The 17,494-nt window shown below is 53.1% G+C and carries 14 protein-coding genes; 3 read left to right on the top strand and 11 right to left on the bottom strand.

Annotation, left to right across the window (positions count from 1 at the left end):
• Positions 1–34 precede the first annotated feature (34 nt).
• The 4 genes from NNL21_RS13635 to NNL21_RS13620 all read right to left on the bottom strand — a co-directional run bounded on the left by NNL21_RS13635 (position 35) and on the right by NNL21_RS13620 (position 5,327).
• Complete coding sequence (locus tag NNL21_RS13635; protein ID WP_204819513.1) at positions 35–754, bottom strand: response regulator transcription factor; 720 nt, start codon at positions 752–754, stop codon at positions 35–37.
• Between the two features lie 118 nt (positions 755–872).
• On the bottom strand, positions 873–2,681 hold the full coding sequence (gene pnpS / locus NNL21_RS13630; protein ID WP_204819512.1) for a two-component system histidine kinase PnpS: 1,809 nt from the start codon (positions 2,679–2,681) through the stop codon (positions 873–875).
• A gap of 47 nt (positions 2,682–2,728) precedes the next feature.
• On the bottom strand, positions 2,729–3,646 hold the full coding sequence (locus NNL21_RS13625) for a bile acid:sodium symporter family protein (protein WP_204819511.1): 918 nt from the start codon (positions 3,644–3,646) through the stop codon (positions 2,729–2,731).
• A gap of 136 nt (positions 3,647–3,782) precedes the next feature.
• Entirely contained in the window at positions 3,783–5,327 is a 1,545-nt protein-coding gene (locus NNL21_RS13620; RefSeq protein ID WP_204819510.1) for a fumarate hydratase, read from the bottom strand.
• A gap of 207 nt (positions 5,328–5,534) precedes the next feature.
• Here NNL21_RS13620 and yfbR point away from each other — a divergent pair, with 207 nt between their 5' ends.
• Positions 5,535–6,260 carry a 5'-deoxynucleotidase gene (gene yfbR, locus NNL21_RS13615; protein ID WP_204819509.1) on the top strand — a complete coding sequence of 242 codons (726 nt, stop codon included), beginning with the start codon at positions 5,535–5,537 and terminating at the stop codon, positions 6,258–6,260.
• 118 nt (positions 6,261–6,378) lie between these two features.
• On the opposite strand, the gene NNL21_RS13610 is transcribed toward yfbR, so the two are convergent.
• Both NNL21_RS13610 and NNL21_RS13605 read right to left on the bottom strand, forming a co-directional pair.
• A complete protein-coding gene (locus NNL21_RS13610; protein WP_256555213.1) occupies positions 6,379–6,768 on the bottom strand; it encodes an ABC transporter substrate-binding protein in 390 nt (129 codons plus the stop codon).
• Complete coding sequence (locus NNL21_RS13605; protein WP_256555212.1) at positions 6,769–6,954, bottom strand: hypothetical protein; 186 nt, start codon at positions 6,952–6,954, stop codon at positions 6,769–6,771.
• Positions 6,955–7,500: 546 nt separating this feature from the next.
• Between NNL21_RS13605 and NNL21_RS13600 the strand changes: the two genes are divergently transcribed.
• Positions 7,501–10,608 (top strand): DUF5722 domain-containing protein, encoded by a 3,108-nt coding sequence (locus tag NNL21_RS13600; RefSeq protein WP_204819508.1) that lies wholly within the window; start codon positions 7,501–7,503, stop codon positions 10,606–10,608.
• A 70-nt stretch (positions 10,609–10,678) separates the two neighbouring features.
• On the opposite strand, the gene NNL21_RS13595 is transcribed toward NNL21_RS13600, so the two are convergent.
• On the bottom strand, positions 10,679–11,656 hold the full coding sequence (locus NNL21_RS13595; RefSeq protein ID WP_204819507.1) for an aldo/keto reductase: 978 nt from the start codon (positions 11,654–11,656) through the stop codon (positions 10,679–10,681).
• 200 nt (positions 11,657–11,856) lie between these two features.
• Between NNL21_RS13595 and NNL21_RS13590 the strand changes: the two genes are divergently transcribed.
• Complete coding sequence (locus NNL21_RS13590; RefSeq protein ID WP_204819506.1) at positions 11,857–12,000, top strand: hypothetical protein; 144 nt, start codon at positions 11,857–11,859, stop codon at positions 11,998–12,000.
• 132 nt (positions 12,001–12,132) lie between these two features.
• On the opposite strand, the gene NNL21_RS13585 is transcribed toward NNL21_RS13590, so the two are convergent.
• The 4 genes from NNL21_RS13585 to NNL21_RS13570 all read right to left on the bottom strand — a co-directional run bounded on the left by NNL21_RS13585 (position 12,133) and on the right by NNL21_RS13570 (position 17,476).
• The gene (locus NNL21_RS13585; RefSeq protein WP_204819505.1) at positions 12,133–12,318 is read right to left on the bottom strand and encodes a hypothetical protein; all 186 of its coding nucleotides are present in this window, start codon (positions 12,316–12,318) and stop codon (positions 12,133–12,135) included.
• Between the two features lie 33 nt (positions 12,319–12,351).
• Positions 12,352–15,330 carry a DEAD/DEAH box helicase gene (locus NNL21_RS13580; RefSeq protein WP_204819504.1) on the bottom strand — a complete coding sequence of 993 codons (2,979 nt, stop codon included), beginning with the start codon at positions 15,328–15,330 and terminating at the stop codon, positions 12,352–12,354.
• On the bottom strand, positions 15,327–16,898 hold the full coding sequence (locus NNL21_RS13575) for an SWIM zinc finger family protein (RefSeq protein WP_204819503.1): 1,572 nt from the start codon (positions 16,896–16,898) through the stop codon (positions 15,327–15,329). The genes NNL21_RS13580 and NNL21_RS13575 overlap by 4 nt, the downstream gene beginning before the upstream one ends.
• A gap of 98 nt (positions 16,899–16,996) precedes the next feature.
• On the bottom strand, positions 16,997–17,476 hold the full coding sequence (locus NNL21_RS13570) for a GNAT family N-acetyltransferase (protein ID WP_204819502.1): 480 nt from the start codon (positions 17,474–17,476) through the stop codon (positions 16,997–16,999).
• Between the last annotated feature and the right edge of the window lie 18 nt (positions 17,477–17,494).

Below are 17,494 nucleotides of genomic sequence, written 5' to 3'. Positions count from 1 at the left end.
CGCAAGATAACGAAAAAAGCCCGGTACGCCGATATCACTTCGGAGCTCCGAGCTTTTTTGGCATAACGAGCTTATAACCGACTCCGCGGATCGATTCAATCTGAACCGACTGCTGGCCGAGCTCCAGCTTCTTGCGCAATGAGGAGACGTGGACATCCACCGTTCGCTGTCCGCCGATATAATCGAATCCCCACACCACGTTCATGAGATCATCCCGCGTGATGACCATTCCCGGCCGCTGGACGAGATACAGCAGCACCTCGAATTCCTTCGGCCTCAGCGGAACGGTTTCGCCATTCAGAATAACCTCGTACTTCTCCGGATAAATAGACAGATCGCCGGCGGTAATGACCTTCTCCGTCGATTCAGGCGCTTTGCCATCCTCGTTATTGGTCCGCCGAAGAACAGCAGACACCCGTGCCAGAAGCTCCGCGACACCGAAAGGCTTGGTTATATAATCGTCCGCCCCCCGCCGTAACCCCTGTACCACTTCTTCTTCCGCGTTGCGGGCGGTTAGTACCACTACCGGCGTACGGTTACCGCTCTGACGCAGCCGCGACAATATTTCAAACCCGTTCATTCCCGGCAGCATAATGTCCAAAATAATTAAATCAAATGTCCGCTGCAGCGCCACCTGCAACCCTTCCGAGCCGTGGTCGATAACCGTCGTATCGTACCCTTCCTGCGTAAGGTTGTAGGAGAGCAGCCTCGCCAGCGTCGGTTCGTCTTCTATGACTAACACTCTTTGTGACATGAGAACCCCCAGCTTCCTCGCTTGTTCCTTAAACACACTTTACTTCGCTTTAACAAAGTAATCATAACATTCTTATGCAGGGCGGGTAAACCTTTTTGTACCTTACCCGCCCTGAGCCTTACTCCTGCAGAACGGGCAGCTCGATGATGAAAGTTGAGCCGACGCCGACTTGACTTTCAACCGTAATGGAACCCTTATGCAGCTCCACCAAATGCTTGACAATCGATAACCCCAGGCCGGTTCCGCCTGATCCACGTGATCTCGCTTTATCCACACGATAGAATCGTTCGAAAATCCGCGGCAAATCCTTCTTCGGGATCCCGATGCCGGTGTCTGAGATGCCGATCCGGATATGATCATAATCCGCATCCTCTTGATCCATCGATTGCCCGGTTCGAACGGGTTCAACCGTGATCGTGACACGCCCTCCATTGGATGTGTAACTAATCCCATTGGCAAGCAGGTTCATCACGATCTGCCGCAGCCGGTCTTCATCCGCTTCGACAAAGAGACCTTCCTCCACGTTCATGATCAGCACGATATGCTTACGTGCCGCTTCCGCCCCCATGAGCTCCACGATCTTCGCAATGAAGCTGGGCAGCTCGATGGGCGAGAATTGCAGCGGAATACGGCGGGCTTCGATCTTCGACAGCTCCAATATATCGCCGATCAGACGGTTAAGCCGATCGCTTTCGTCGAAGATGATTTGCAAGAAGGAGCGCGTCGTCTCCGGATCGTTGACCGCACCGCCCAGCAAGGTTTCCGCGAAGCCTTTGACCGCCGCCAGCGGCGTCTTGAGCTCATGGGAAACGTTCGCTACGAATTCACTGCGCATCCGCTCTAAGCGGCGAATGGCCGAGACATCCTGAAGAACGAGCAGGACTCCATTAAATTCCTCATCATTCTCAAATATAGGAACAAGGTTTAAATCAAGCAGACGTTCCTCCGGAAAGTAGAACGTCATCTCTTCCCTGAGATGCTCCTTCCGCTCCAGTCCGTCTTGGATGATCTGAGCAAGCTCATACTGCTGCTTCGCTTCCGCATAATGACGGCCGACCAGATCCCGAGCAGATATGCCGAGCACCTCTTCGGCGAACCGGTTCAATAAGACGATCCGTCCGGTGCGATCGATCATGACGATGCCGTCGATCATGTTATCGAGGACGCTCTCGAGATGATTCTCATTCTGGTGAATACGCGACATTTGAACTTGAAGGCTGTCCGCCATCGCATTGATTGCGAGGCCGAGCTCCCCGATCTCATCCTTGTTCTTGACGGTAACACGCGCCTGATAGTCCATATTCTTAATCCGTTTGGCTACCTCGGTTATTTTCTCAAGCGGGCGCGTAAGACCGCTAGCAATCCGATAACTGACCAATGCAGCTACGACAAATAGAATTATCAGGCCAATGATAAGAACGGTCCAGATATGCTCGATGCTCTGATCCACGGTTTTCAAGCTGAGCGCGAGCCGGATCATGTCCGAATCCGGGTTATCCAGATCAACCCGTTTGGCTACATAGAGAAGATTCTGATCCAGCGTATCACTATGCCGAATCGTCCGGCCTACGCCGCTTTTCTTCGCTTCCTGCACTTCGGTCCGCTGCGAGTGGTTGTCCATTGTCCGCGGATCGTGGTCGGAATCGCCCAGAACGATACCGTCTCCGCTGATGAACGTGACCCTGGCATCCGTAATTTTCTTCAGCTCCTGAGCCTGCTCCGTATAATAAGAAAATAAGCTGTCAGGATCGCCATGCCGCCAATCCATCTGCCTTAGAATTATGTTCATCTCGCGCACCATATTGTCCTGAAGCGCTTCAACGTGATTATCCTTGAAGGTCTTGCCCATCAGCAGACCCGCGGCAAGCACCGACAAACCGACCATGGCAATCATAATAATCGTCAGTCGCAACCGAAAACTGTTCATTGTCCCTCGTCCTCCAGCATTTCATTCGTTCCTAATCGTACCTGTCCCTAGCCGTGCGCGCCAGCCTTTCGATTGTTAAGTTTGTGTAAAACGTAATGATGCAGCGTGGCCAGCGGCTGTTGGATAAGGATGGACAGAACGACCGGGACTGCGGCGAGCGGGCTGAAATAACCTAACGCAAGCACAATGCCCAGTGATATATTGCGCATTCCGGAAGCATATGAAACCGTCGTTAGAATTTCCCGGTTCTTATAAGGCAGCGCACCAAGAAATCCGATCGCATAGCAAAGGCCTACCATGAGGATCGCAAGCGGGACAATGCGGAGCAAGTCGCCTTTCAAGGCTGCAGCCTGCGGTGCGATAGCTGCTGCATTCAGCGCAACGACCGCAACGAAGCAGAGCTTGGACAATGGAGCAGCGATCGGTTGAACCGCCTTCTGAATACGCCCTTTGGACAGCTCATAGAGCAGCACCCCGAATGCCGTGGGCAGCACTATGATGACGAGCAGATCAGTCATCATCTGCATCGTATTCGCCTCCACAGCCGTATGAAACAGCAGATGAATCCCTGCCGGTACGACGAAGGGGCTCAGTGCAGAATCGATGACAACCATGGCCAGCATTAACGGTATGCTCCCGCCCGACATGCCCACCCACAATACGGTCGAAACCCCTAACGGAATAATCGTGAACAACACGAAGCCGATCACATAAGGAGAATCTGCGCCGAATAACATGGCACTCAAGCCATAGGCAACGAGCGGTGACAGCACATGGGTAAGGATGAACGTCCACAGCATCACACCCGGCCGGCGCATTACCGTGCCGAGCTGGCGCAATCCGCAGCCGATCGCCATCGTCAGGGTTACGTATGCGAATAGATACGGGACAGCCGGCACAAACCTGGAAAGATGCGTTGAAAAAAGAAATCCCAGGACAAGAGATCCAGGGATAATAAGAAACATCCATTGTTCAAACCTTTTGTTGAAGGCCAATCCGAAATCGCGCGTAACGCATCCCTCTTTTTCTTCGCTAGATCAGCTTTCTAACTTCATCTTCATCGTTCATAGGATGGAACGGAGGCTATATCGTTTCCAGGGTCTACTTAAACACGGGCTCCTTGAACTGCGTGAGCTTGGCGAAAGAGTCCTGCTCGACTTCTGCATGAAGACTGTTGCCATGCGCGTCCATCGTTACGATCGCAGCGAAGCCTTCCGTCTTCAAATGCCACATCGCTTCGGGAATTCCGAATTCCATGAAGTCGACGCCATTCACATTCTTGAAGCATTCCGCATAGTATTGCGCGGCTCCGCCGATTGCGTTCAAATAAACCGCTCCATGCTCATGAAGCGCAGCAAGTGTCTTCGCGCCCATACCGCCTTTGCCGATTACGGCACGGATGCCGAATTTTTTGATGATGTCACCTTGATAAGGCTCTTCACGGATACTTGTGGTCGGGCCAGCCGCCTTGACATGCCATCCCTGCTCATCTTGAAGCATAACCGGTCCGCAATGGTAGATGACGGCTCCATTAAGATCGATAGGCGCATCATGATCCATCAAGTGCTTATGCAGGGCATCGCGGCCCGTGTGCATCTCGCCGTTAATAATGACGATGTCTCCAACTTTCAAGCTGCGCACCTGTTCTTCTGTAATCGGCGTATGGAGCACCACTTCACGGCGTTCCTCTTGTCCTTCAACAGCATCAACGGCAGCGTCCGCCGCAGAGGATTTCATCGGTGTATCCGATCCATTCGGATAGATCCACGTCTTGATTTCGCCTGTTTCCGCATTAAGCAGCACGCCTTGACGACGATATGCCCAGCAGTTGTAAGCAACGGATACGAAGTAACTGGCTGGCAGACGGTTCATAACCCCTACTTTGCAGCCGAGCAGCGTCACTTGGCCGCCGAAGCCCATCGTACCGATCCCGAGCTTGTTCGCATTGTCGAGGACATAATCCTCCAGCTGAGCAAGCTCCGGAATCGGATTCACATCGTCGACGTGACGGAACAGCTGCTGCTTGGCCAGCTCATAGCCAGTCGTGCGGTCGCCGCCGATGCCTACGCCGATGAATCCCGCACTGCAGCCTTGTCCTTGCGCCTGATAGACGGCATGCATGACGCATTTGCGGATTCCGTCCAGATCGCGGCCCGCTTTGCCGAGACCTTCAAGCTCTGTCGGAAGGCTGTATTGTATATTTTTATTTTCACAGCCGCCGCCTTTAAGAATAAGGCGAACGTCTATTTCATCTTTTTCCCATTGTTCAAAATGAATGACAGGCGTTCCCGGTCCGAGATTGTCCCCGGTATTCGCGCCCGTCAGCGAGTCTACGGAGTTGGTCCGGAGCTTGCCGTCCTTCGTCGCCTGCGCGATCGCACTGCGAATCTGCTGTTTCATGATGATTTGGTTGGCTCCAACCGGCGTATGGACGATAAAGGTCGGCATACCGGTATCTTGACAGATCGGGGAGACGTTATTCTCCGCCATCTCAATGTTTGTTGCGATCGTAGACAGCGACAGGCCGGCGCGAGTTGCGCGGTCCTCCGCCTCCTTGGCCGCTTGAATGGTTTTGCGTACATCCCCCGGAAGATTCGTGGACGTTTCGACAATAAGCTTATAGACGCTTTGTTCAAACTGCTGCATGGGTCCAGCTGGCTCCTCTCTCTAGTCGCATTTCTGGTTTAACTATATAATATAATAGCACATACCAACGGTTTGGTATAACCTTTGTAACGTCACTAAAAGCCGCGAACCCGCCGCTGTTGCGGTATTTACCCAGGTGATTCCGGCTCTTCCCGCTTGCTTTCTATCCTATAAACCTCTCAATCCAGTATGAAGGAGCAGATTCAATTGGACAGCCATTTTATCGCTTATATGTACCGGCTCCGTTATATCGAGCGCTGGAGCCTGATGCGGAATACGACACGCGAGAATGTCGCCGAGCACTCCTACCATGTGGCGCTGCTGGCCCATATGCTGTGCGAAATCGGCAACCGGGTTTACGGTCGGTCTCTTAATGCGGACCGTGCGGCTTCGATGGCGTTATTCCACGATGCAACTGAAGTGTTTACGGGGGATATCCCCACTCCTGTCAAGCATCATAACCCGAAGATGCTCGCCAATTTCCGCGAAATCGAATCGATGGCCGCAGAGCGGCTGCTCGGCATGGTGCCTGAGCCGCTGCTGCCGGCTTATGAGCCGCTAGTGCTCGGCCCGGCGGCAAATCCCCACAATCGCCAAGATCAGACTGCCGGTCAGCATACAGGAAGCCAGAAACCCTTGGCAGCAGACGGTCAGCCTGCGCATGAACCGAAACATGATAGTCAATGCGCGGCCAAGCCGGCCGGCAGCGACGATGATCACGAGTTGATGAAGATGCTTAAGGCGGCTGACCTGCTCGATGCCTATATCAAATGTTTGTCGGAGCTGTCTTCCGGCAATCGCGAGTTCGCCGTTGCCAAAGGACAGACCGAAGAGACGCTGGCCCGGCTCGCCATCCCCGAGGTCAACTGGTTCCTCACCCATATGGCGCCAAGCTTCAGTAAAACCTTGGACGAGCTGTCGGAGAACGATTGAGCCTCGTTGAAGGTGTCACTGGGTTTACATTGTCTCTACTCATCGGAGGGACGGCCTATTGGTATGGCCGCCCTCAAGGGTCATTATGGCGTCTTCCCCTTCGCTTTAGTCGCATCAGCTACTTAGATGAGCTCATCCCATGTTTTGGGAATGGCAAGCCCAAATTCCTCGAACATTTTTTGTTGTAAAATATACCCTCGCTGTAGCCAAAAGGCAGGCCGTACACCTTGCCGTCAACCGTGAATTCAACCAGGCTGGCGAACTTGTCTTTGAGGCCGAGCTCTTCAATGATAGGCATCAGATCAAGCATGCGGCTTGCTTTGACGTATAGATTCAGGTCGGCGCCACCGAACACCTCGAAAATATCCGGCGGGTTGCCTGCCGCCATCTCGGCCTTCAGCTTCTGATCGCGGTTGACCACCTCGTCAATGCCTTCCAGCTCGAATTTCAGGCCTGGATTTTCTTGTTCGGCCTTGGCGACGACATCTTTAAAAATTTGCAGGCGCACCTAGCTCGTTTCTTTAATTTGCGTATGGCGCAGAGACAGCTTAACGTCCTTAACTGCCGCTTCCGGCTTGCTGCCGACATTCCCGCCCGTGTTCTCCGATTTCTCTTCCTTGCTCGATCCGCAGCCGGATAGCACAAGTGTGATCGAAAGGAGCAGAGCAACAACGACCAAGTAACTTTTCTTCATTCATGAGACCTCCTAAAAGTTTTTGCGTGGCTTCGCCCGACTTGCCTGAGCCAAACTTCCCTTCGTAGGCATTCACTTCGTTTTTGCGGGGCTTCTATCTCTCTACATGTTTACCTTACATGTTGATTATAGACGGGACGAATAGGCTCAAGGAGGTTGAAAAAACAACGGGGGAGGGTGATAATTCTACGAGAATCGATGACAAGGAAAAAAAACAAAGCCAGCAGGAGAAAATCATGTGAATACAGGTATGCTGTTTCAGTCGGCTCAATGTATACAAAAATCGAAAATTGTCGATAATTTCGGATTTACAAGAATATGTGTTCGACCTTATACTTAAAGGGCAAGAATTGTTAAATAAAGGAAAGGGGTGAAGTTAGGTCGCTAACGCATCATTCGTCTTGTTTGTAGTATTTTGCTGACGGCTTAATACTTTACATTCATCTCTACTAGTCTTCTGCCGAAAGCACGGTACAAGTAACTCAGCTGTACAAATGTCCATTCTATTGTAAGCGCTTTCCTAATCAAAGGAGGAGGATTGTGGGAATGAAACGACATGTACCTCGATGGGTAGCAGCAGTGGTTTCAGCCGTACTGCTGCTGACTGTAATGCCAATTGGAGCAAGTGCTGTATCGAGTATGACCGCATCGTTAACCTCTTGTACAACAGCGGGTGCCGGAGCTATTACCGGAGTAACCGTTGGCACCTCCGTCATCACCGTAACCGGCTGGTCCAGAGCAAGCACTTCGGGCAGCATTGAAATTTACGAGCTGCAGCCCTATGAAGATGCAACCACCGCCGTCGTTTCCGTGAAAACTCCCCTCACCAGCGCTTCCGTAACACCCAGCTCAGAGAGCTGCTACAACTATACGGCCTCTATAGACCGATTTGATGGATCACGAGACCGGTTATACTCCAAATTCGCCGCTGCATTCAAAACCACAAGTGCCGTGTACACCGTCGCGGATGCCAAGCACGCAACAGCCTTCTCGGGCATAGCCCTCAACAACTATGCGTTCCCTACCAGCACAACGAAGAAAGGCCTTCAGGTTCAAATGCTCGATGATGCGCAGGAGCTCGGGCTCGGTCATGCCGCGCTAAATTTCGAGTATAATGATCTTCTCCTGGATTCCCCTGGCACGAATACCATCCCCTATGTCATGGACGGAGAAACCTTTTACATCAATAAAAGTAAAATCGAAGGCTTCGACACGCGGGTCAAATCGCTCTCGGACAACGGCATGATTGTCTCGCTCATCCTGCTGATTTACCCCGGATCAACCTCTTCTCCTTCTACTCTTATTATGCATCCAGACTACACAAGCAGCGGTATCGTAGGCGCGTTCAACACCACCAATGCCAATCTGAAGTATTTCAAGGCTGCTACGGAGTTTATTATCGAGCGGTATACACGCGCGGATCAGCAGTATGGCCGTGCCGTTAATTTCATCGTTGGGAACGAAGTGAACAGCAATTACGTTTGGTATAATATGGGAAATAAAACGCTAGCTAATTTTGTGAAGGATTACATCCGGACGCTGCGGATCGTTTATAACGCCGCAATGAAGAAATACAGCAACGCCAGAATCTACGTCTCGTTGGACCATTTCTGGTCCGTTAATTTAGGCGGAACAGGAAATGGCTTTCAACCCGGCAAATCGGTAACGGATCTCATTAATACAGAGGTGAAGGCGCTGGGTAATTTCCCATGGCACATCGCCTACCATCCTTATCCACAAAATTTATTCGAACCGCGCACATGGAACGACACGACGGCAACCAACAGCTTCACCACACAGCGCATCACATTCAAAAACCTGAATATCCTTACGGATTATTTGAATCAGACGGACTTCCTCTATAACAGTGCACCGCGCCGCGTTATTCTATCCGAACAGGGCTTCCATACATCGAATCCGGCGAGCGCTGCCGATCAGAGCGTTCAGGCGGCCGCCTATGCTTACGCTTATTACAAGGTGCTCTTCAATACAGGCATCGATTCCTTCATCCTCCATCGGCATACGGACCATAGCCAGGAGGGCGGACTTAATTTAGGGATATGGCAGCGTGCCTCCGATTCCATAGCCAGCCCTTCTGCCAAGAAGCAAATATGGAATGTGATGAAACGGATCGATACCGCACAATCCGAAGAGGTCACCAGTTTCGCGAAGAACATTATCGGATTCTCGGACTGGAGTACGGTCATACCTGGCTGGAATGCATCCGCATTAAACGTCAGTCCCGCTCCAACCGTCGTTAGCTTGGATCCCATCTTGAGTTCATCCGGAACCAAAGTCAGCATCGCAAGCTTCAATAGCACGAATGATGGCTGGATTGCTGCCGATTACGGGATCTCCTCGAACCGGGTAACATCCATGGCGAATGGGCCCGGCACGCCTTATGAAGGTGCAGGTATGCTGGAAACCAGCTTTAGCACCAGCACCGGCGAGGGAGGTGCCTCCGCTTGGAAAGGGACTACGAAAGCCTTCGCGACACCGCTTAATTTATCGTCGACGCCATACTTTACTTTCGCCGTCAACTCGTATGGCGGCGCTCCAAGCGCTACGAAATACACGGTCAAGGTTCGGCTGTACAGCGGCACGAGCATTCTTGAAGGCGAGGGCGAGATGTCGCCGGATAGCTGGAACGTGCTTGGCATGAACATTTCGCAGTGGGGCGGCAAATCCTCCATCGACCGCATCAAGGTTTGGTATAAAGCCAACACCACGAGCAGCTGGGGAGGAAACTTCCAGATTGATGGCATTGAAGCCGCAAGCTCGGCCGTGTTCAAGGACCTGCATGGCGAATTCAATGTTTCCGGCGATGTTGAAGGATGGACGCCATTGAATCAAATCAGCGGCTTAACAGCTGCGGGAACGACATTGGACGGCACGCTGACGGGCACAGATCCTCAGCTCCAATCCGCCCCGATCTCCGCTGCTGCCGCATCGAAGAACAAGGTGACGATCCGAATGAAGAATAATACGAATGCGACGATCGCCAAACTATACTGGACGACCAACACTTCCCCCGGATATGACGCGGCTAAGTCTGTGAGCTTCACTGTAACAGCCAATGACGACCGGTACCGGGAATATGTCGTTGATCTCAGCGGAACCGCCAGCTGGGCAAACACGGTTACCCAATTGAGAGTCGATCCTGCCGATAACAGCAGCGGATCGGGCACATTTTCGATTGATTACGTGCGGCTGCTCAATGCGGTCTACAAGCATTGGGATTATCCTGTCAACGGAAGCCTGGATGGCTGGGGGTCAGCTCATGATTTGACAACAAGCGCAGCCGGGGGCAAACTAACGGTCACGGTGACTGGAATCGATCCATATATTTATTCGCCTTCAAGCCTCGGTATGGATGCTTCCAAATATAAGACCATTCAAATCAAGATGAAGAATAATTCGACTGCGCGGATGGCAAAGATTTACTGGACGCGTACGGGCGAAGGCATGAGCGAGGACCGGATCCGTTATTTCGCCATTACGCCAAGCGATACCATCGAGCGTGTGTACACCATCGATATGTCGGATGAGCTGTTGTGGAGCGGAACGATATCGCAATTCCGTCTCGACCCGACAGAAGATGTGAGCAGCGGCAATGTCGTCATTGATTATATTTCCGTTCCGGCAACCAAATAACGAAATAAGAACAGCCTCCATATCCGTTAATCCGGACCATGGAGGCTGCTGTGTTTCTGTATACCTTCGGTTACCAAGCGTAGGCGCGAGGCGCTTCTCCGCCAGGCCCTGGAAAAATTTCATCCAATCGTTTCATCGCAGACTCATCCAGCTCCAGCTCGACAGCCCGCAGAGAACGCTCGAACTGCTCCAGCGTGCGGACGCCGATAATTGGCGCCGTGACAGCCGGATTCGCGAGCAGCCATGCAAGTGCAACCGTATCCTCGCGTTCGCCGAGCTCATCGCAGAGCGCTCCGAAAGCTTCCAGCTGGCTCCGATGCTTCTCCACACGCTTCATATCGCCGCTGCGTTTGCCTGCTCCGCCACGGGTTGCATTGCCTGCGAGCAGTCCGCCATCCAAGGGACTCCAAGGGATGACGCCAATGCCGAGATTCTTGGCAGCGGGCAGTACTTCAAGCTCCGGCAGGCGGCACATCAAATTATACTTGTGCTGCTCGGAGATCAGTCCTTGTATCCCCCGCGCCTTGGCTTCGCCTTGAGCGACCGCAAGATCCCAGCCGGCAAAGTTGCTTGAGCCGACATAACCGATCTTCCCTTGCGCTACAGCCGTCTGGAATCCGTTCCACAGCTCGTCCCAGCCTACATTGCGGTCGACATGATGCATTTGGTACAGCTCGATATGGTCGGTCTGCAGACGCTGCAGCGATCCCTCGAGATGTCTTCTTAACTTATAAGCAGACAGCCCTGCATCCCGGTTCGGTCCGTCAAGCGGATCATGCATATCGCCATAGAACTTTGTAGCGAGTACTGTACGCTCTCGGCGACCGCCTCCCTGGGCGAACCAGCGTCCTACGATTTCCTCTGTACGGCCTGCATTCTCACCCCAGCCATAGATGTTAGCGGTATCAAAAAAATTTATGCCGGCATCCAGCGCAGCGTCCATAATCCGAAATGACTCCTGTTCGTCCGTATCCACGCCAAAGTTCATCGTACCGAGGCACAACCGGCTGACCTTTAATCCCGAACGTCCCATATACGTAAATTCCATGATGATTCACCGCTCCTTCTCATCAATATTCTACTGCCAGAATACACCCTTATAGAATAGATGATATCGACCGGTCTGTTAAGTACGCACTTTAAGTTTACTTGGTTACGTATCGTATAGCTGCTCTTGAGCCCTTCTCTTCCAATCGCGTATGAAAATCACCTCCGCCGTTCATGTTATGAACGGCGGAGGTGATAACGATGGCAGGAAGAAACAGCAAGCCAGACAATGATGGACCTGCGGCAAGTCCCGATCGGCTCGATCAATTCGGAGATAAGCTTGCCGACGAGTCCGGCACGAAGCCGATGAATCCAAACAGCCGTAAAAAAGGAAAAAACTGCTAAGCTGTGATCAGCATCAGCAAGACCATCCCGGGCGGACTGCTTTTGGGATGGTCTACTTTTCTAACATCATTGCGTTCCATTAAAAAGGGGCTGCCCGAGCGCCTAAGGCAGCTCGGGCAGCCCCGACCATTGTTACTTACGCAATCCATTGACGGCATCGCGAATGGAACGATAGAATGCCTGCCAGTGCGCTGCTGCATCCGCAGGACCGATCGGCTGTTCATTCTTCTCAACTGAGGAGCCTTCCTCAGCTGCGGTATCCGTTTCCTTGGGAGAAGAGACGTCCAACCGTTCCCCCAACCGACCACGATTCTCCATGAATCATTCTCCCCCGTTCGAATTCCGGTGTTATTAGCCCTTCAGCCTTTGTTTGCGCAATGTGAACAGTTCCCGCAGGTCCTCTGTGGACAGCTCTGTGATCCAGTTCTCCGATTGACCAACGACCTGTTCGTTTAGCATCTGCTTGCGCGTAATCATGTCATTGATCCGTTCCTCCAGGGTACCTAGCGTAACGTATTTATGCACCTGGACATTGCGGGTTTGCCCGATTCGGAACGCACGGTCTGTCGCTTGGTTCTCCACCGCAGGATTCCACCATCGGTCAAAATGAATCACATGATTCGCCGCTGTGAGATTAAGCCCGGTACCGCCAGCTTTAAGCGAGAGAACGAATGCACAGCCAGGCACCGCTTCGTTCTGAAAGTTCTCGATCATCACGTCGCGCTTCTGCTTGGGCACACCGCCATGCAAATAAGGCACGGGAATTTCAATCCGCTCTTCTAGCAGCCGCTTGAGCGCTTCACCCATATCTACATATTGCGTAAAGATGAGGCAGCGCTCGCCCTCCGCCGCAATTTCCTCTACCATCTCAAGCAAGCGAACCACCTTGTTCGAACGGTCCGGGTCCCACGCAGGTGCAACCGATGCATCTTCTTTAAGCAATAGCGTGGGGTGATCGCACACCTGCTTCAGCCGTGTCAACGTCGATAAAATAAGACCCCGGCGCTGCATAGCTCCGGCTTGCTCCAGCTGGCCAAGCAAATCGGACACGATATTCTCGTACAACGTGCCCTGCTCAACCGTAAGCGACAGGTAGGTATGCATCTCGTTCTTCTCCGGCAGCGAAAGCTGAATTGTAGGATCCTTCTTCACCCTGCGCAGCATGAACGGCTTCACCCACCGCTGCAGCTCCGCAATGAGCGCTTCGTCGCGCTCGCGCTCAATCGGCTGAACGACCGCTTGGCGAAATTCGTTCAAGCTTCCCAGATAGCCTGGGTTAATAAAATCATAGATCGACCACAGCTCTGTTAACCGGTTCTCCATCGGCGTGCCGGTTAATGCGATCCGATGATAAGCATTCAATCTCCGGATCGCCGCAGATTGCTTCGTATAGTAGTTCTTGATGTTCTGTGCTTCGTCCAAGCAGACGACATCCCAATTCACAGACCCCAGCGCTTCTTCGTCAAGCGGTGCGAGCGCATATGAGGTTATGACCAAGTCGGCTTCCGCAGCCGCCTCGGCGAACGCGAATCCATTCAAGCGGCGCGGTCCGTAATGCACATGAACACGCAGCGACGGGGCAAACCGCTCGAGCTCCTTCTCCCAATTGCCGATAACCGATGTCGGGCATATCAGCAGGGACGGACCCAGCCCGCCGCCTTGCTCGATAACATGCTGCAAATATGCGGTGAACTGAATGGTCTTACCAAGACCCATATCATCCGCCAAGCAGCCGCCAAGTCCGAACCGCCGCAGGAAAGCAAGCCAGGAAACGCCCTGCAGCTGATACGGCCGCAGCTCTCCGTGGAACGCAGCCGGCTTATCGACGAGCGGCAGCTCCGAGGTCTCATTAAGCTTATTCAACCAAGCGGTCAAATGCTCATTAAGCTCCACTTCGGCTTCGAGAGCTTCACGGTCTTCCCGCTCCTCTTCAAGCTCTGCCGTTCCTCGAAGGTGCATCTCCAGAACATCCCGCATCGTAAACCCATGCTTATTCCCGCTCTTCTTCAACCATCGGCGTATCCGATCCACATCGTCCGGATCCAGATGCACCCACTCGCCGCCGATCTGCAGCAATCGGCGATTATCTTCCGCGAGCTTCATAAATTCCGCTTCGCTCAAATCGATGTTGCCTACGGCCAGCTTCCAATCGAAGTCGACGATTTGCTGTAATCCGAACGTAGGCTGCTCGGTAGAGCCCACCGAGGATTTCACCTTCGCCCTCAGCCGCAGCTTGCGGCTTCGAACCGTCTCCCACCAACCGGGCAGCAGAACCGTACATCCGGCTTCTAATAGACGCGGCCCCGCTTCCTCGAGGAAGGAGTACGCCTGGCCATCAGTCAGCTCCGTTCGAAATACAGGCAGCTGCTGAGAAGATTCGGCAGCTTCCCCTGACGGACCTGCTTCTGGCTCACCCGCGCTCTCGCTGTGCTCGACCCAGTCCGGCAGCGCGGAAATCCATTTGGCCTCTTCCTTCAGCATCCGTTCTGCGAAGAAAGGAACCCATGTCTCCGGCGTATCGGCCGGTAAGCTCCATCTCAGCGAGGTTCCATCCCCCCCTGATTTCACGTTGGCTTTCCCGGAAGTTTGCTCCAACGTAATCCATCTGCCGCCTTCCGACCGGTCTTGAACGGCCGGGCGAAGACGCCACCCTGCTCGGTCATCCGGCTCGATGAGCTGGAGAGCCATTCGGAAAGGCACATCATCCTGCTTCAAGCCGATTGCTACGAGCCAATCGTCCTCATCCGCGGCTTTCATATATAGTGAAGCTGCCCCTGCTAAGGACGCTGTTTCCTTCCATACGGCAGCAACTTGAGGATTGTTGTCGATCAGAGACTCCACGACTTGGCTCAGCCAGCGTCTAGCTCCCCGGTCTGTCTCGTCTAAGGATGCGAGCAGCTTCTCATAGTGAGCAATCAATTCGATGTCCGTAACAGGCAGCTCAAGCTTCCAAGCACGGGCTTCCTCCGACCATCGGGACCAATCCGGCATATACCAGCCGTTCAATAGCGCCCTTCGGATCAGCTTGGCGAATTCCATCAGCTTAAGCAGCCGTCCGCCCCAGTCGACGTGGAGCAATCTGACCGGCTCAGGGGATGCCAAGTAATCGAGAGCAAGCAGCGGTGGAAGAATCATCTCGATGTCTTTCCCCCGCTCGCTCTCGCGCTCCTCAATTTCGGAGCCGTACCAAGAAGGTGCATGCCAAGCGAACAGCAAGGCTCTCAGACGCTGCGTCAATCCTGCAGCATGCCTCACCGTCAGAACAATCCCTTCGCCGTCTTTCCAATAGCCGTCCACATGTATGATTTCCGCGCCCGTGTAGCCTCTCATGTGATGATTTTTCCCCTCCACAGCTCTTCCTGAAGCGCTCGCAGCCGTTGATGCTTGCTCACAATTCCATCGATATAACGACTCCACCGCTCCTGCTGTTCCTCCGCCTTGTACAACCGTTCGAGCTTCTTCATCAGCTTCACGGCAGTTTTGTAGCCTTGCCGGTTACGGCTGCGGATGGCAGCATCGATCGCTTGATGATACAGGGGCATGAGTACATGCGGAGCGCTCTTGGACAACTCGCGCAGAACCTGGACATCGAGCTCGGTCGGATCAATGCCGATCAGCATCTGCAAATCCGCCCACTGATCATACTGCTGGCGTCCCAACCAATGCTCGGTCAAGGCCGAGTACGATTGCGGCAAGTAAGAAATCAAATAACGCTGCCATTGCGGATTGTCTGGCTGCCGTTCGTCAGCTAACCGGCACATGGACAGGAAAGGGCCGAAGGAACGTGATTTCCGCTCAATCTGCAGCCCTCCGTTAATAAAGTCCATCCAGCTCCCAAGCCTCTTCCAATCGCCCTCTCCCAAGCGCTGCATCGCACAATCGCAAGCAAGCAGCGACGTCCGGTTAAATGCGGTATCCTTGAGCAGCGCTACCGCTTCCTCATCCCGGAGATCGATGAAAGCCAGGAAGGCAAGCGCCATCGGATAAAAGAAGGTCGAATTGCCGGCTTCCTTCGCCTCCCTCAGCCAGTTTTCCTCGGACAGGCGACGGTTCGGTTCGGTTACAAGCTTCGTCCATAGGCTGAAATAAAGCAGTTCCCAGCGATGAAGCTGCTGCTCGCGATCCATATCCCTCGCATGGAAAAAAGCAATGAGGCTGTCAACGGCAGCATTCTCGCGCTCTGACATCTTGCCTGGTTCCAGCTCGGCAGCCATCTCTTGATAATGCGTAACCCACGGCTCGGTCATCCGAGCGAATGCCATCTCATAATAATAACGGCTGTAGCTATCTGTTGCGGAATAGGCCTTCTCCGCCTGGTCTACGATAAACAATACGGCATGCATCCAATGCAGCCGCTTCACGGCGCCATCCCAGTCTCTGGATGTTCCTTTTATCGCGGATAATACCGCCTGCAGGGGATGAAGCGAATGCCGGCACTGCCGCCAGACGTCCCCATGCTGCCGGTCCATCTCCGAAAACCAACAATCCGGCTTCTCTTCAAGCGGCGCGTCTCCGGGGAGGTTCCCGCCAGATGCAGGCTTCTTCTCTGCGGTGACAAGATCTCCCCCATATAATAAACGATTATGCACTTCGTCCGCGCTTTCTCCCGCATAATGGCAGTAAGCATAGTACACGGCAGCCATATGCATGCAGTGGCCGCTGCTCGAACAGGTACACGTACTGAATCCAAATTCATCCGCATCGATCGTTACGGCATATATTTCAGTATCGCGCACCGTACCATAGATCGATGTTCCGTCCATCACTTGAACGGAGAGCACTTTTTCGCGGCGGTAATAGTCCCACCCGCGTTCTAGCAAATGCAAGGGGATCGTTTCAAGAAGCTGTCGTTCCATGGCTTTCCGAAGACCATCATCCAACCGAAAATAAGTGTCCATCTCCGTCCCCCCATTCACGCGTATAAGCATTCTTTTCATTATAACAAAAAAAAAAGCTCTCTGCTCGGACGAACCGTCCACAAGCAAAGAGCATATCATTATTCGTTAACCTTAAGCATCCCCGCATAGATCCCTGGTACCGAGCCTTCAATAACCGTCGCACCAGCGGTCTTCGCATAAAATTCGGTTGGTCCCGCACCACCGATAACGGCGTATCCATAACCGTCCTCACGCATAGCCCGCAGCGTCTCCAGAAAAAGACGTTTGCCGATGCCTAGTCCGCGTGCTTGTTCATCTACACCCGTCGGACCGAAGAAGCCTTTGCATGTCGCATCATAACAAGCAAACCCGAGCAGCTGGCCGTCCTTCACTGCAATAAAGCAAGAAACAGGCTGACGCGAAATAGCGACCTCACATTCGCTGCGCCACCCTTGACCAAAATGTGCTTCAACCCATTTCCCAATGGTCCGAAGCTCCGGCCCGATTGCCCTCCGTACCATGACACCCGTACGCTCAGCGTATTTCGCAGCCGACTCATCTTCCGGAAGCTCGTATAATTTGACTAACATGTCTGGCATTGCTTGGTCCCCCTTCGG

Origin of the sequence: Paenibacillus mendelii, assembly GCF_024498075.1 — a bacterium.
GTDB lineage: Bacteria > Bacillota > Bacilli > Paenibacillales > Paenibacillaceae > Paenibacillus_Z > Paenibacillus_Z mendelii.
Note: the sequence above shows the minus strand (reverse complement) of the source record. Positions and strands in the feature narration are given on the sequence as shown.

Coding starts and splice junctions, on each gene's coding strand:
- NNL21_RS13635 (WP_204819513.1), bottom strand. CDS start 754: ATGTCACAAAGAGTGTTAGTCATAGAAGACGAACCGACGCTGGCGAGG.
- pnpS (WP_204819512.1), bottom strand. CDS start 2,681: ATGAACAGTTTTCGGTTGCGACTGACGATTATTATGATTGCCATGGTC.
- NNL21_RS13625 (WP_204819511.1), bottom strand. CDS start 3,646: ATGTTTCTTATTATCCCTGGATCTCTTGTCCTGGGATTTCTTTTTTCA.
- NNL21_RS13620 (WP_204819510.1), bottom strand. CDS start 5,327: ATGCAGCAGTTTGAACAAAGCGTCTATAAGCTTATTGTCGAAACGTCC.
- NNL21_RS13605 (WP_256555212.1), bottom strand. CDS start 6,954: ATGAAGAAAAGTTACTTGGTCGTTGTTGCTCTGCTCCTTTCGATCACA.
- NNL21_RS13600 (WP_204819508.1), top strand. CDS start 7,501: ATGAAACGACATGTACCTCGATGGGTAGCAGCAGTGGTTTCAGCCGTA.
- NNL21_RS13595 (WP_204819507.1), bottom strand. CDS start 11,656: ATGGAATTTACGTATATGGGACGTTCGGGATTAAAGGTCAGCCGGTTG.
- NNL21_RS13590 (WP_204819506.1), top strand. CDS start 11,857: ATGGCAGGAAGAAACAGCAAGCCAGACAATGATGGACCTGCGGCAAGT.
- NNL21_RS13585 (WP_204819505.1), bottom strand. CDS start 12,318: ATGGAGAATCGTGGTCGGTTGGGGGAACGGTTGGACGTCTCTTCTCCC.
- NNL21_RS13580 (WP_204819504.1), bottom strand. CDS start 15,330: ATGAGAGGCTACACGGGCGCGGAAATCATACATGTGGACGGCTATTGG.
- NNL21_RS13575 (WP_204819503.1), bottom strand. CDS start 16,898: ATGGACACTTATTTTCGGTTGGATGATGGTCTTCGGAAAGCCATGGAA.
- NNL21_RS13570 (WP_204819502.1), bottom strand. CDS start 17,476: ATGCCAGACATGTTAGTCAAATTATACGAGCTTCCGGAAGATGAGTCG.